Source organism: Sinorhizobium sp. 22678, assembly GCF_052044265.1.
GTDB classification, from domain to species: domain Bacteria; phylum Pseudomonadota; class Alphaproteobacteria; order Rhizobiales; family Rhizobiaceae; genus Sinorhizobium; species Sinorhizobium meliloti_A.
In genome coordinates, this window is record NZ_JBQEMS010000001.1 from 271,312 (window position 1) to 284,774 (window position 13,463).

Annotated in this window: 11 protein-coding genes and 1 riboswitch; of the genes, 9 read left to right on the forward strand and 2 right to left on the reverse strand. The window is 61.5% G+C overall.

Going from position 1 to position 13,463, the window contains the following annotated elements; all coding sequences use genetic code 11:
* Positions 1–3: 3 nt before the first annotated feature.
* Entirely contained in the window at positions 4–1,551 is a 1,548-nt protein-coding gene (locus ACTJKL_RS01475) for an amino acid permease (protein ID WP_275597632.1), read from the reverse strand.
* 108 nt (positions 1,552–1,659) lie between these two features.
* On the reverse strand, positions 1,660–2,433 hold the full coding sequence (locus tag ACTJKL_RS01480) for an N-formylglutamate amidohydrolase (protein ID WP_440851996.1): 774 nt from the start codon (positions 2,431–2,433) through the stop codon (positions 1,660–1,662).
* 169 nt (positions 2,434–2,602) lie between these two features.
* Here ACTJKL_RS01480 and ACTJKL_RS01485 point away from each other — a divergent pair, with 169 nt between their 5' ends.
* The 9 genes from ACTJKL_RS01485 to ACTJKL_RS01525 all read left to right on the forward strand — a co-directional run bounded on the left by ACTJKL_RS01485 (position 2,603) and on the right by ACTJKL_RS01525 (position 13,446).
* Positions 2,603–3,481, forward strand: coding sequence for a MurR/RpiR family transcriptional regulator (locus tag ACTJKL_RS01485; RefSeq protein ID WP_275597631.1), 879 nt, complete (start codon positions 2,603–2,605; stop codon positions 3,479–3,481).
* Positions 3,482–3,667: 186 nt separating this feature from the next.
* Positions 3,668–4,771 carry an ABC transporter substrate-binding protein gene (locus ACTJKL_RS01490; protein WP_324762043.1) on the forward strand — a complete coding sequence of 368 codons (1,104 nt, stop codon included), beginning with the start codon at positions 3,668–3,670 and terminating at the stop codon, positions 4,769–4,771.
* A 77-nt stretch (positions 4,772–4,848) separates the two neighbouring features.
* A complete protein-coding gene (locus tag ACTJKL_RS01495) occupies positions 4,849–5,730 on the forward strand; it encodes an ABC transporter permease (RefSeq protein WP_440851997.1) in 882 nt (293 codons plus the stop codon).
* Positions 5,727–6,515, forward strand: a complete 789-nt coding sequence (locus tag ACTJKL_RS01500; RefSeq protein ID WP_018095499.1) for an ABC transporter permease — start codon at positions 5,727–5,729, stop codon at positions 6,513–6,515. The genes ACTJKL_RS01495 and ACTJKL_RS01500 overlap by 4 nt, the downstream gene beginning before the upstream one ends.
* Positions 6,516–6,519: 4 nt before the next feature.
* On the forward strand, positions 6,520–7,581 hold the full coding sequence (locus tag ACTJKL_RS01505) for an ABC transporter ATP-binding protein (protein ID WP_440851998.1): 1,062 nt from the start codon (positions 6,520–6,522) through the stop codon (positions 7,579–7,581).
* 114 nt (positions 7,582–7,695) lie between these two features.
* Positions 7,696–7,861, forward strand: a riboswitch (FMN riboswitch).
* A gap of 89 nt (positions 7,862–7,950) precedes the next feature.
* On the forward strand, positions 7,951–8,424 hold the full coding sequence (locus ACTJKL_RS01510; protein WP_440851999.1) for a 6,7-dimethyl-8-ribityllumazine synthase: 474 nt from the start codon (positions 7,951–7,953) through the stop codon (positions 8,422–8,424).
* Between the two features lie 205 nt (positions 8,425–8,629).
* Positions 8,630–9,514, forward strand: coding sequence for a helix-turn-helix domain-containing protein (locus tag ACTJKL_RS01515; RefSeq protein WP_440852000.1), 885 nt, complete (start codon positions 8,630–8,632; stop codon positions 9,512–9,514).
* A 153-nt stretch (positions 9,515–9,667) separates the two neighbouring features.
* Positions 9,668–11,899 (forward strand): TonB-dependent siderophore receptor, encoded by a 2,232-nt coding sequence (locus ACTJKL_RS01520; RefSeq protein WP_440852001.1) that lies wholly within the window; start codon positions 9,668–9,670, stop codon positions 11,897–11,899.
* 203 nt (positions 11,900–12,102) lie between these two features.
* On the forward strand, positions 12,103–13,446 hold the full coding sequence (locus ACTJKL_RS01525; RefSeq protein WP_440852002.1) for an extracellular solute-binding protein: 1,344 nt from the start codon (positions 12,103–12,105) through the stop codon (positions 13,444–13,446).
* Positions 13,447–13,463 lie beyond the last annotated feature (17 nt).

The following is a 13,463-nucleotide window of genomic DNA, read 5'->3' on the forward strand; positions in this document are numbered from 1 at the left end:
GGTTCAGGCTTCGCCGACCGCCTTTTCGGCAGCGGCGATCTCGGCCTGGCGGCGCGCAACCTCGTCGCCGATCGGCGGACCGCGGAAACGGCGGTTTTCGAAGGCGAACCAGATGATGCCGGTCACGATCAGGAAGCCGACAGTGATGTAGAGCGCCCAGTCGTTCGGCGGCTGAATGCCGAGGACGAAGATCAGCACCATGGCGACGATAGAAAGGATAGCGAAGAGCTTGAACATGCCCTCACCGAGGTTCCACGGCCCCATCTTGTCCCACTTCGATGTTCCCCAGGCGAACAGACCCAGGGTGATCGGGATCGCGAAAGAGAAGAACAGGAAGATGACGGTGCAGGAGACGACGATCGTGTAAACCGGCGTGTCGCCTATCGACACCAACGACGATCCCCAGACGAAGAGCACCGCAAGAATGGAACCCGTCCAGATGGCGGCCACCGGCGTGCGATAGGTCGGGCTCACCTTCGACAGCGCTTTGGAGGCCGGCAGGCCGCCGTCCCGCGAGAAGGCGAAGATCATGCGGGAAACCGAGGTAACCGTTGCCAGCCCGCACAGCCACTGACTGACGAATATGGCGAGGTAGAGGATATCCTTGATGATCGGGTTGACCTGGGCGTCCATCGCCCAGAAGAACACGTTCCAGCCCTGCTTGGCAGCCTCGTCCATATCAGGAATCATCAATACGAAGGAGCACAGCATGATGTAGCCGAAGAGAGCGGCCCAGAGCACGGAGGAAATCATGCCGCGCGGCACGGAATGTGCGGCCTTGACCGTTTCCTCCGAGGTATGGGCAGAGGCGTCATAGCCGGTGATCGTGTAGATCGGCAGCAGCAGTCCGAGAAGGAACACCCAGGTTCCCGAGGTTTGCGGCCACACATTGCCGCCCGTCTCGCCCGAATAATTGGAGAAGGTGAAAAGACGGCTGATCTCGTAGGTGTCGGCAGCGGCAAGGCAGACCAGCGCGAGGAGGATCGCGGTAACGAAGATCAGATAGCCCGAGAAGTCGGTGAGTTTCGCCGTCAGTCCGATGCCCATATGGTTCACGAGCGCCTGCGCGCCGGTGATGATCGCCAGGAAGACGATGCGCGTCATCGTCGTGTCCTCGAGACCGAAGTAAGGCGTTCCGAACGAGCCCATGAAAAAATAATAGGTGCCGACATTGATGGCGCCGAGAACGGTGACCAGACCGAGCAAATTGAACCATGCGGTCAGCCAGCCGGTAAAGCGGTTGCCGAGGATTGAACCCCAGTGATAGAGGCCGCCGGCGGTCGGATAGGCGGAGCTGATCTGCGCCATGGCGACCGCGAAGACAAACGAGATGAAGCATCCGAGCGGCCAGCCGATGCCGATCGCGGCGCCTCCGGCCCCGGAAGTCGCCTGCGCCAGCGAGTTGATGCCACCGGACAGAATGCAGATGATCGAGAACGAGACGGCGAAATTCGAGAACTGGCTCATTCGCCTTTCGAGTTCCTGGGCATAGCCCATCGAATGCAGGATCTGCATATCCTGCTTCTTGTCGACTTCGGTGTAGTCTGACATCCTTTTCCCCTGTTTCTCCAAGACCCGCCGCGCCATTGCGGAAGATCATGTCACCCCTGCTCCGGAAACCGGAGCAGCACCGCGGCTTTGCCGCTCCCCCAGGGTCTTTTAGTGCGCCGGAAGGGCAGCCACGCTCTTCGCGAGCAGCCCCGCCAGATAATCGGCCATGACCCTTTGGCCGAGTTTATCGCGGATGAGATCGTTGCGGATCTCGATCATGACATTCGGCACGCCAAAGCGGACGCCGTACTCGATCAGGCTGTGCGTCACACCGTCGGCCGGCCCGTAAGGCTCGTTGCGGCGGACGTCGTAACCCGCCTCGCCGATGGCTGCGGCGGCAAGCATGCGGTCCGCGAGCCGGCTGTCGGCGTCGTGCAGAATGCCTAACTCGACTGTCCGCGGCTTCCCGAAATAGATCGGCGTGAAACTATGCATGGTCACGAGAACCGGCCGCCTGCCTGCGGCCTTGCGGTCTGCGACCGCGCGCGTCACCGCCTCCTGAAACGGCAGATAGATCTCCTCCACCCGCGAACGCCGCTCCGCCGCCGACATGGTCCTGTTGCCGGGCACGTCATAGACCTCGCTGAGGACAGGCATCGCCGCGTCAGACTCCGGCGGCCTGTTGCAGTCATAGGCGAGCCGGGAAAAACGTTGATGGATGACCGTGCCGTCAAGCTTTTCGGAGAGCAATCGGGAGACTGCCAGTGCGCCGGGATCCCAGGCGACATGACTCTCGAGCGCCTCCTTCGAAAGGCCGAGCGTTCCCAGCCGCTCGGGCATCCGGTTCGAGGCATGCTCGCAGACGAAGAGGAATTCTCCCTTCGCTTCGGCGTTCTCGATCGCGACCGGGTCGCCCTCTGCCTCAGTCAAAAGTCCCGTCAAAACCGGCCCCCAATGCCTCGTCAGACGATGGTTGTGAAGAGAATTCTTCACGAATCGGCACGTGTCAATGGAAAACTGAAACGATCTTTTCAAAATTGCGATTGACTCCGATTGTGACAGCGATGTTTAATTTCCGGCAAGCTGGCAAAGACCGGCCAAGGGGACGACATTGAACGGCAACACGGCTTCCATGACGGTGTCGGATGTGATCAACGCACATTTCGCCGCGCTGACGCGCGCCGAAAAGCAATTGGCGGAGACACTTCTCGACAATTACCCGGTCTCCGGTCTCGGCTCGATCACCACCGTAGCAGAGAACGCCGGCGTTTCGACGCCGACGGTTGCCCGCATGGTTCAGAAGCTCGGTTTTCGCGGCTTCCCGGACTTTCAGGCACGGCTTCATCAGGAGCTCGAGGCAACGATCTCCAATCCGATCGCCAAGCACGACCGCTGGGCGGCCAGCGCGCCGGGAACCCATACGCTCAACCGCTTCGCCGACGCGGTCATGGGAAACATGCGCCAGACGCTGTCGCAGATCGAGCCCGCGGAGTTCGACACGGCCGCCGCACTCGTTGCCGATTTGAAGCGCAGGGTCTATCTCGTCGGCGGGCGCATCACCCGCTCTCTCGCGGATTACCTCTTCACTCATCTTCAGGTCATCCGAACCGGCGTGACGCAGATCGCCGCGAACCCGAGTTCGTGGCCGCATTACGTGCTGGACATGCGCCCGGGAGACGTCCTCATCCTGTTCGACATCCGCCGTTACGAGCAGGAGATGGAAACGCTCGCCCGCTCCGCCCGAGACCGCGGCGTCGAGATCATCCTCTTCACGGACCAGTGGGGCTCTCCGGTCGCCAAGTCTTCATCGAAGGTCTTCCGCGCCCGGATCGAGGTTCCCTCCGCATGGGACAGTTCCGTCATGCTGCTCTTCCTCGTGGAGGCGCTGATCGAGGCGGTACAGAGCTCGAACTGGGACCAAACCCGGGACCGGATGAGGACGCTGGAGGGCCTGTTCGATTCCACCCGCATTTTCCGCAAGCCGGTCTAGGAGGGCTCCGGCGGCTTGAATTCCCTGATGGAAGAGCATTCAGGCGACATTCGAATGCAACCGGGGCGGATTGCTCCGAAACCGACATATCTGCCGCAGACGGGACAAGGCCTGTCACATAAGCTTCATCGCATATCTTTAACTGCATCGGCGAAATTGAACGAAAACCCAATAAGGAGAACGCCAGTGATTTCAAGGACTCAACGCCTGCTCTCGCTTTCGACCGCCATGCTGCTCGCAACGACGGCAGTAGCCGTTGCCGAGCCGAGCGAAGAGCTCATCGCAGCCGCCAAGAAGGAAGGCACGCTGACGACAATCGCGCTCCCGCACAATTGGTGCGGGTACGGCGACGTGATCGCCGGCTTCAAGGCCAAATACGGCCTCGAAGTCAACGAACTGAACCCGGATGCGGGCTCCGGAGACGAGATCGAGGCGATCAAGGCCAACAAGGGCAACACCGGCCCGCAGGCCCCCGACGTCATCGACGTCGGCCTCTCTTTCGGCCCCTCGGCCAAGGCCGAAGGCCTGATTCAGCCCTACAAGGTCTCTACCTGGGACACGATTCCGGACACGGCCAAGGATCCGGAAGGCTATTGGTACGGCGACTATTACGGCGTTCTCTCCTTCGTGGTGAACACCGATATCGTCAAGGACGTGCCGAAGGACTGGGCGGACCTCAAGAAGTCCGACTATGCGAACTCGGTCGCCCTCGCCGGCGATCCGCGCGCATCCAACCAGGCGGTGCAGGCGGTCTACGCCGCCGGCCTCGCGGCCGGCGAAACGGATGCGGCAAAGGCCGGGGAAGCGGGCCTGGCCTTCTTCGCCGAGGTCAACAAGGCCGGCAACTTCGTCCCGGTCATCGGCAAGTCCGCCTCGCTCGCGCAAGGCTCGACGCCGATCATCATCGCCTGGGACTATAACGGTCTCTCCTGGCGCGACAGCCTGAACGGCAACCCGCCGGTCGAAGTCGTCGTCCCGGCCTCCGGCGTCGTCGCCGGCGTCTACGTGCAGGCGATCTCTGCCTTCGCTCCGCATCCGAACGCCGCCAAGCTCTGGATGGAATATCTTTACTCGGACGAAGGTCAGCTCGGCTGGCTGAAGGGCTACTGCCACCCGATCCGCTTCAACGACCTCGTCAAGAACGGCAAGGTTCCGCAGGAAATGCTCGACAAGCTGCCGCCAGCCGCATCCTACGAAAAGGCCGTGTTCCCGACACTCGACGAGCAGGCCAAGGGCAAGGAAGCGATCACCACCAAGTGGGACAGCGTCGTCGGCGCGAGCGTGCAGTAACCGCCATTGCGTACCTCCCCGCCTCGTACGTGGCGGGGAGGTCATTTTCCTCCGACGCCGGGACAGCCGAAAGCTTTATGACCACGACAACAGCAGCAGCACCCCTGATCAGCAAGCGAGCGATCATCGACTGGCTGGGCATCGCGCCCTTCATGATTTTCGCGCTGATGTTCCTGGTCGTTCCGACGCTCTATCTCGTCACCGGGGCCTTCCTCACGCCTGCAGGCGAGTTCACCTTCAAGAATATCGGCGATCTCTTCACGCCCTCGATCCTCTCCGCCTACTGGATTTCGATCCGCGTATCGGTCGCCTCCTCGCTCGGCGGCGCGCTCATCGGCTTTTTCCTCGCGTGGGCGATCGTGCTTGGCGGGCTGCCGGGCTGGATTCGCTCCGGGCTCCTCACCTTTTCCGGCGTCGCCTCCAACTTCGCGGGCGTTCCGCTCGCCTTCGCGTTTCTCGCGACCCTCGGCCGCACCGGACTCGTCACCGCGTTTCTGCGCGACTGGTTCGGCTTCAATCTCTATTCGACGGGCTTCAATCTCCTGAGCTTCCTCGGCCTCACCATCACCTACATGTATTTCCAGATCCCGCTGATGGTGCTGATCCTTACGCCGGCGCTCGACGGCATGAAGAAGGAATGGCGCGAAGCTTCCGAAATTCTCGGCGCCTCCACCTGGCAATACTGGCGCATGGTGGCGCTGCCGATCCTCTGGCCGAGCCTGCTCGGCACGACGCTCCTGCTCTTCGCCAACGCCTTCGGCGCGATCGCCACCGCCTACGCGCTGACCGGCAGTTCGCTCAATATCGTGCCGATCCTGCTCTATGCGCAGATCCGCGGCGACGTGCTCCATAATCCGAACCTCGGCTATGCGCTGGCGCTCGGCATGATCGTCATCACCGGCATCTCCAATATTCTCTACATCTGGCTGCGGATGCGCGCCGAACGGTGGCAGAAATGAAAGCAAGACGTCTCGGTGCCTGGATCGCCATCGCCATCGGGGCGAGCTATTTCATCGTTCCGCTGCTCGGCACGCTGGAATTCTCGCTGCGCATGCGCCGCGATGCCTATTCCTTCGACGCTTACCGGTCGGTCTTCTCCGACTTCCAGTTTCGCGAGACCTTCGGCTATTCGATGCTGATGGCGTTTTTCACGATCATCTTCGGCATGCTGCTGGTGGTGCCGACCGCCTATTGGGTGCGGCTGCGCCTGCCCCAGGTCCGCCCCGTCATCGAGTTCATCACGCTGCTGCCGCTCGTCATTCCGGCGATCGTCATCGTCTTCGGCTATCTCAGACTCTATAATTCGTCCTCGTTCCTGCCGCTGACCGGCTCCACTTCCGGCACCAACGCGCTCCTGATGTTCTCCTACATGACGCTGTCGCTTCCCTATATGTACCGCGCCGTCGACACGGCGATGCGGGCCATCGATGTCAGAACGCTGACGGAGGCCGCGGAAAGCCTCGGCGCCAAATGGCCGACCATCCTCTTCCGCTGCATTTTCCCGAATGTGATGAGCGGCGTGCTTTCCGGTGCCTTCATCACCTTCGCGATCGTCATGGGCGAATTCACCATGGCGGCGCTGCTCAACCGCCCGGCCTTCGGCCCCTATCTGCAGCTTGTCGGCGCCAACAAGGCCTACGAGCCTTCGGCGCTCGCCGTCATCGCATTCGCGATCACCTGGCTCAGCATGGGATTGATCCAGCTCGTATCGCGCTTCCAGAAATCCGCTCCGGCCAAGGCTTGATCACATGGCATTCCTGCAACTGACCAACATCCAGAAATCCTTCGGCCCGGTTCAGGTCGTGCATAATTTCGACATGGGGATCGACAAGGGCGAGTTCGTCTCCTTCCTCGGCCCCTCCGGCTGCGGCAAGACGACCATCCTGCGCATGATCGCCGGCTTCGAAACGCCGTCCGGCGGCTCGATCTTCATCGACGGCAAGGACCAGGGCACGCTCAAGCCCAACCAGCGCAATATCGGCATGGTGTTCCAGGCCTACGCACTCTTTCCCAACATGAATGTTCACGACAATGTCGCCTTCGGCCTCAAGGTCGCCGGCGCCTGCAAAACGGAGATCGAGGCACGGGTGAAGCAGATGCTCGGACTGATCAAGCTCGAGCATCTGGCGGACCGCTTCCCCTATCAATTGTCCGGCGGACAGCAGCAGCGCGTGGCGCTTGCCCGCGCCCTCGCCGTCAAGCCGCAGGTGCTGCTCCTCGACGAACCGCTCTCCGCGCTCGATGCAAAAATCCGCATCTCACTGCGGGAGGAGATCCGGCAGATTCAGCAGCAGCTCGGCATCACCACGGTATTCGTGACGCACGACCAGGAGGAGGCACTGTCGATCTCCGACCGGATCGTCGTCATGAATGCCGGCCGCGCCGATCAGATCGGCACCCCTTTCGAGATCTACAACACCCCGGCCACACGATTCGTCGCCTCCTTCGTCGGCACACTCAACATCATCGAGGGCAAGGTGGCCGATCCCGCCAGCGGCGCGGTCACCATAGGCGGGCAGCGGATTTCGCTGAAAGAGCCGATAACCGGGGCAAAGGGCGGCGACAGCATTTCGCTGGCACTCAGGCCGGAAGCAGGCTCAATCGCCGAGGGCGCCAGGGGCGATACCGCACTTCCGGGCCAAGTCGTATCGAGGAGTTTTCTCGGCTCCGTCATCCGCACCAAGCTGCGGGTCGGCGAAGACATCATCTCCTTCGATATGTTCAACGATCCGGGCATGACCCCACCGGTCGCCGGCGAGAGCGTCACGCTGCGCTTCGCGGCAAAGGACCTGCTCGTCATCCGCGAATAGACCGGCGGGAATGAATTGTTCAGGGGCGCGAAATCCTTGGAAAATTCTGTCGTGATTTTTCGCTTTCACGTCGCAGCACAGATTTGACGGCGGCGAAACAGCCGCTATAGTCGCAAGCGTTCTCAGGGCGGGGTGAAATTCCCCACCGGCGGTAGCGAACACAGGATCGGGAATGGTCGGTGGTCGAAGCCCGCGAGCGCTTCGCATTTTCGTGCGAAGGTCAGCAGATCCGGTCGAATTCCGGAGCCGACGGTTATAGTCCGGATGGAAGAGAGCAAGCAGAGGCGTCGCCCCTCCCCGGGGTCTTCGCACATGCATGTTCGCCCGACGGGATCATTGGAAAATGCCAACCCTGAAAGGCTTGAGACCATGACCATACTTTCCCATCCCTCCGCCAAGATCGCCATCGTCCGCGCCCGCTGGCACGCCGATATCGTCGATCGTTGCGTCGACGCCTTCATTGCGCAATGGACGAAACTCGGCGGCAGCGCCGCCGATGTCGAGATCTTCGACGTGCCGGGAGCGCTCGAAATCCCGCTGCATGCGCAGGCGCTCGCCAGGACCGGCCGCTACGCGGCGATCCTCGGCACCGCCTTCGTCGTCAATGGCGGCATCTATCGCCACGACTTCGTCGCCGGGACGGTGCTCGACGGCATGATGCGCGTCCAGCTCGATACCGGCGTGCCGGTGCTCTCCGCGGTCCTGACACCCCACAACTTCCAGGAAAGCGAGCCTCTGATCGCCTTCTTCCGCGACCATTTCGTCGTCAAGGGCGAGGAAGCCGCGAATGCCTGCGCGCAGATTCTCGATGCGCGTGCGAAGCTCGCGCTGGTCGACGCCTGAAACGGTGCTGCCCCTCTCCCCGGGGCTAAACCCGAGAGGCGCAGATGTACCAATTCCATTCAGAAAAAGGGCGCGGTCGGCATCGGCCGCGCCTTCACACTGAAGCGATTGAAACCCCACGCGATCCGCGATAACAAACTTGAACAACACCTGAAGGATTACTGCGGTCGGGCTTGGCAAGCCGGCAGGACCGGAGAAAGCGACGATGACATTTCAGCCGCGCATGCAGAACAGGATCAGCGGGTTTTCGATTATCGGCGGCCTCAACCGCAGAGAGTGGAATGGTGTGGTCGCGGACGTCTGGGATGTGGAATGCGTTCCGCATGCGGGCGGCTATTATATCGCCGAGGACCCCCGCATGTTCATCGTGCTCGACGCCAAGGGCGGCGGCAATTGCAGGGTGAAGCTCGCCGCAAACGGCGAGGGTGCCGTCCAGAACTACCATCGGCAGGCCCTCTCCTATATCCCGGCCGGAATGGAGCTCTGGACCGATGTCGTCGACATCCATTACATCCGGCATCTCGATCTTCACTTCGACATCGATGCGCTCGGCAGACGCCTGAAGGAAGACCTGGACGCCGCGGCAATCGAGACGCCCCGGCTGATGTTCCAGGACCAACGCTTCCTCACGATCGCCGGCCTGATCGCAGCCGAGTGCCTCAATTCCCAGCCCCTCCACGATCTTTACGGCGACGGCCTCACGGTGGCGCTTTTCATCGATCTCATGAAGATCGGCAAGCGAAGCGGCCGCAAGCGCAGCCAGCTTGCGGCGTGGCAATTGCGGCGGGCCGTCGATTTCATCGAGGAGAATTTCGCCCGTAATGTCCGGCTCGAGGAACTCGCCGACCTCACGGGCCTCTCCCAATCGCATTTCAGTCACGCCTTCAAAGCTTCGACGGGTGTCGCGCCTCACCAGTGGCACATCAATGCGCGGGTCGAACGGGCAAAGCAGATGCTGCTCAGGAGCGACGCCCCGCTGACCTCGATTGCCGCCGAGACGGGCTTTGCCGATCAGGCGCACTTCACCCGTGTGTTTCGCAAGGCAGTCGGCACGACTCCGGCCTTCTGGAAGAAAAGTCACACCGCCTGACCAGTCCGCCGGCAGCGCGCAGTTTTTGCCCAAAATCGTTCAATTTCCCGATATCGGGACAAGCGCCGCCAAAATAGTTGATCTAGACACTCATCTTATTGTCGACGGTGCCGGTCACGCGGGGCAACGCGGGGCCGGCCGATTTTTCGGGGCATGAATGAGATGAAGTGCAGGATTCGCGGGGCGCATCTGAAGACTCTTCTGGCGAGCGGAGCAGCGCTCGCGCCGCTGATGATGAGCGGAATGGCGCTGGCGCAGGAGGGAAACGCCACGCAGCTCGAGCGAATCGTCGTCGAGGGCGGCAATGCGACGGGCGCCAACGCGAGCGGACCGGTGGACGGCTACGTCGCAAAGGCGACCGCAACCGGGTCGAAGACCGCCACGCCGCTCAACGAAATCCCCCAGTCGGTCTCCGTCGTCGGCCGCGAGGAACTGGACGATCGCGCCGTGGTCAACAAGGTCGACGAGGCCTTGCGCTATACGCCGGGCGTCACGTCGGCACCTTTCGGCACCGATCCCGACACGGACTGGTTCTACATCCGCGGCTTCGATGCGGCCCAGACCGGCCTCTTCCTCGACGGCTTGCCGCTCTTCAGCTTCGGTTTCGGCAATTTCCAGATCGACCCCTTCATGCTGGAGCGGATCGAGGTGCTGAAGGGCCCGGCCTCCGTGCTCTATGGCGGGTCCAATCCGGGCGGCATCATCAATCTGATCAGCAAGCGTCCGCTCGATGAGCCGCTCTATTACACCGAAGTCGGCATCAACAGCGACGGCAACGCCTTCACCGGCTTCGACATCAACGACAAGCTGAACGATGACGGAACGGTTCGCTACCGCCTGACCGGAAAGGTCGCCGGCGGCGACAACTATTCGGACTATTCCGAGGACCTGCGCGGTTTCATCCTTCCTCAGGTAACCTATGCACCCGACGACGCGACCAGCCTGACCGTCTTCGGCCTGCTCCAGGGTCTGGACCAGGTTCATGTGGGCAACGGCTTCCTGCCCTATGTCGGAACCGTGGTCGATGCTCCCTACGGCAAGATCGACCGCGACGCCTATTTCGGCGAGCCGGACATGGACGAAGGAACCTACGCCCAGCAGATGGTCGGCTACGAGTTCACGCACGACTTCGACAACGGCTGGAAGTTCACGCAGAACGCCCGCTATGCCCATCTCCACAAACACGAGAACTATCCGTATCCCTACGGCTATGTCGGCCCGGGCTTCGGCAATGTCGATCCGATCGCTCCGGACTACCTCCTGAACCGCATCGGTTTCGAGGCCACCTCGAAAGTCGACAGCTTTGCGATCGACAACCGCGCCGAGACGGAATTCGATCTCGGCTCCACGAGCCACACCTTCCTCGCCGGCCTGGAATACAAATATTACCGACTGGACCACATCGGCGCCTCGGGAGGCGCAACACCGATCAGCCCGACCGATCCGGTTTACGGTGTGCCGCAGGGCCCGAAATCCGTCTACATCAACCAGGTTTTCACGCAGCAGCAGATCGGCATCTATGCTCAGGATCAGGTGCGCTTCGGCGACGGTTGGCTGGCCACGCTCAACGGGCGATACGACTATGTGGACACCGACCTCAGGAACGGCGCCACGGCCTGGGCCGCACCTTCGAACTTCGGATATGACGACGGAGCGCTCAGCGGCCGGGCCGGCCTTGCCTACGAGTTCGAAAGCGGCGTTACGCCCTATTTGAGCTTAGCGACATTCTTCAATCCGCTCGTGGGCTCGCGCGACTCGAACCCGGATCCCGCGGTCACGACGCTGGTGCCCCTGAAGCCCGAAGAAGGCTACCAATACGAAGCGGGGATCAAATACGAGCCGACGTTTATCGATGGTTTGTTCACCGCCTCGGTCTTCGAGATAACCAAGCAGAACGTCCAGGTGACCGACACACTCGGTGTTTCCACACAGCTCGGCGAGGTGCGCTCCCGCGGTTTCGAGCTCGAGGGCAAGGTGAATATCGACGAAAACTGGAAGATCGTCTCGGCTTTCAGCTATACCGATCTGGAGATCACGGAAGACACCAATCCGTCGCTGCTCGGCAAGTCGCCCTATCTCATACCCGAGACTCAGGCCGCTCTGTGGCTCGACTACACCGTGACCGACGGCGCGTTCGAAGGCATGAGCCTCGGTGCGGGCGTGCGCCGCCAGGGCGAGTCCTGGGCGGACGCCGCGAATACGAAGAAGGTCCCGGCGGCGACGCTCGTAGATGCCGCCATCCGCTACGAGAAGAACGACTGGACGGCGTCGCTCAACGTCGCCAACCTGTTCGACAAGGACTATGTCGCGGGCTGCCAGGGTCTCCTGACCTGCGGCTATGGCGAAAGCAGGACCTTCACGCTGAAGCTCAGCAAGAAGTGGTGACGGGCGGCATTTCCACCTCATCCGCCTGCCGGCACCTCCCCGCAGGCGGGGCGAAGGTCGCGGCGGCGAGTTGAGGGGGGCCGCCTCGTCCCGCGATCAAACTTTCATTTTTCCATCATGTAGATCGGCAACGACTGTCACACTCAACTGGTAGCAAGCGCTCGGCTTCATTCATGCCAACAATCTGCAGGGAGCGCTTTGCAATGAGAATCTCCGTCACTACGTCCCTTATCATCGGCTTGGTCGCAGGCATCGCGCCTGGCTCGCCGGCGGCTGCAGCCGAAAAGACGAAGTTTGAGTTCTGGTACGGCCTTTCGGGCGATCTTGGGGAACGTGTCCAGGATGCCTGCAAGAAGTTCAACGACAGCCAGACCGAATTCGAGATCGTCTGCACCTCGCAAAACGGATACGACGCGACCCTGCAGAACACGATTGCTGCCTACCGCGCGAAGAAGCAGCCGGCAATCACCCAGATCTACGATGCCGGCACTCTGGACATGATGCTTTCGGGTGCATTCGTGCCCGCCAGGAAGCTGATGGCCGACAACGGCTACAGCATCGATTGGAACAATTATTTCGGCGGCATCGCCAATTATTATGCGACGGCAAAGGGAGAACTGAACTCCTTCCCGTTCAACTCCTCGACTGCGATGTTCTACTACAATGTCGACGCCTTCGAGAAGGCCGGCGTCGATTTCAAGCCGGACACGTGGGAACAGGTCGAGGCAGCGGCCCGCAAATTGAAGGCAGCCGGATACGAATGCCCGCTCGCCTTCAACTTCGATACCTGGCAGCTCATGGAGCAGTTTTCGGCCATCCACAACCAGCCGATCGCCACCAGGGGGAATGGCTACAACGGGCTGGATGCCGAGCTGGTCGTCAACAGGACCAGGTTCGTGGACCATGTGAAGTTCTTCAAGAAAATGGCAGACGAGAAGCTGTTCGTGGTCAAGACCAAGCAGCTCGGCATGGATCTCGTCCCGGCCTTCACGTCGCAGACCTGCCAGATGATACAGACCTCGATCGCCGACCATGGCACCGTCGGCAAGTCCCTTCCCGAGGGGGTGAAGTGGGACGTCGCCATGCTGCCCGTATGGAACGGCACCGAGCGGCAGAATTCTCTCGTCGGCGGCGCGTCGCTCTGGGTGCTCGCCGGCCGTCCGGAAGCGGAGTACAAGGGCGCGGCCGCCTTCCTCAACTATCTCGCGACACCCGAAATGGCCGAGTGGTGGTCCACGGTAACCGGATATATCCCGGTGACCAGGACCGGGTTCGACGCCATGAAGTCAAACGGGTTCTACGACAAGGCACCCTACAAGGGACGCGAGCTCGCCATCGAGAGCCTGTCCTTTACTCCGACCTCGGAGAACACCCGCGGCATTCGCCTCGGTGGCTTCACGCAAGTCCGCAAGGAACTCGCGACCGCCCTCGAAGCGATCTTCATGCAGAACGCGGACGTGCAGACGGAACTCGACAGGGCCGTTGAACGCGGCAATGCCGTCCTGCGCCGTTTTGAGAAGACCTACGCCGGACAGACGCTGAACTAGATCTGATCCGATCCGGG

Coding starts and splice junctions, on each gene's coding strand:
- ACTJKL_RS01475 (WP_275597632.1), bottom strand. CDS start 1,551: ATGTCAGACTACACCGAAGTCGACAAGAAGCAGGATATGCAGATCCTG.
- ACTJKL_RS01500 (WP_018095499.1), top strand. CDS start 5,727: ATGAAAGCAAGACGTCTCGGTGCCTGGATCGCCATCGCCATCGGGGCG.
- ACTJKL_RS01515 (WP_440852000.1), top strand. CDS start 8,630: ATGACATTTCAGCCGCGCATGCAGAACAGGATCAGCGGGTTTTCGATT.
- ACTJKL_RS01520 (WP_440852001.1), top strand. CDS start 9,668: ATGAATGAGATGAAGTGCAGGATTCGCGGGGCGCATCTGAAGACTCTT.
- ACTJKL_RS01505 (WP_440851998.1), top strand. CDS start 6,520: ATGGCATTCCTGCAACTGACCAACATCCAGAAATCCTTCGGCCCGGTT.
- ACTJKL_RS01525 (WP_440852002.1), top strand. CDS start 12,103: ATGAGAATCTCCGTCACTACGTCCCTTATCATCGGCTTGGTCGCAGGC.
- ACTJKL_RS01495 (WP_440851997.1), top strand. CDS start 4,849: ATGACCACGACAACAGCAGCAGCACCCCTGATCAGCAAGCGAGCGATC.
- ACTJKL_RS01510 (WP_440851999.1), top strand. CDS start 7,951: ATGACCATACTTTCCCATCCCTCCGCCAAGATCGCCATCGTCCGCGCC.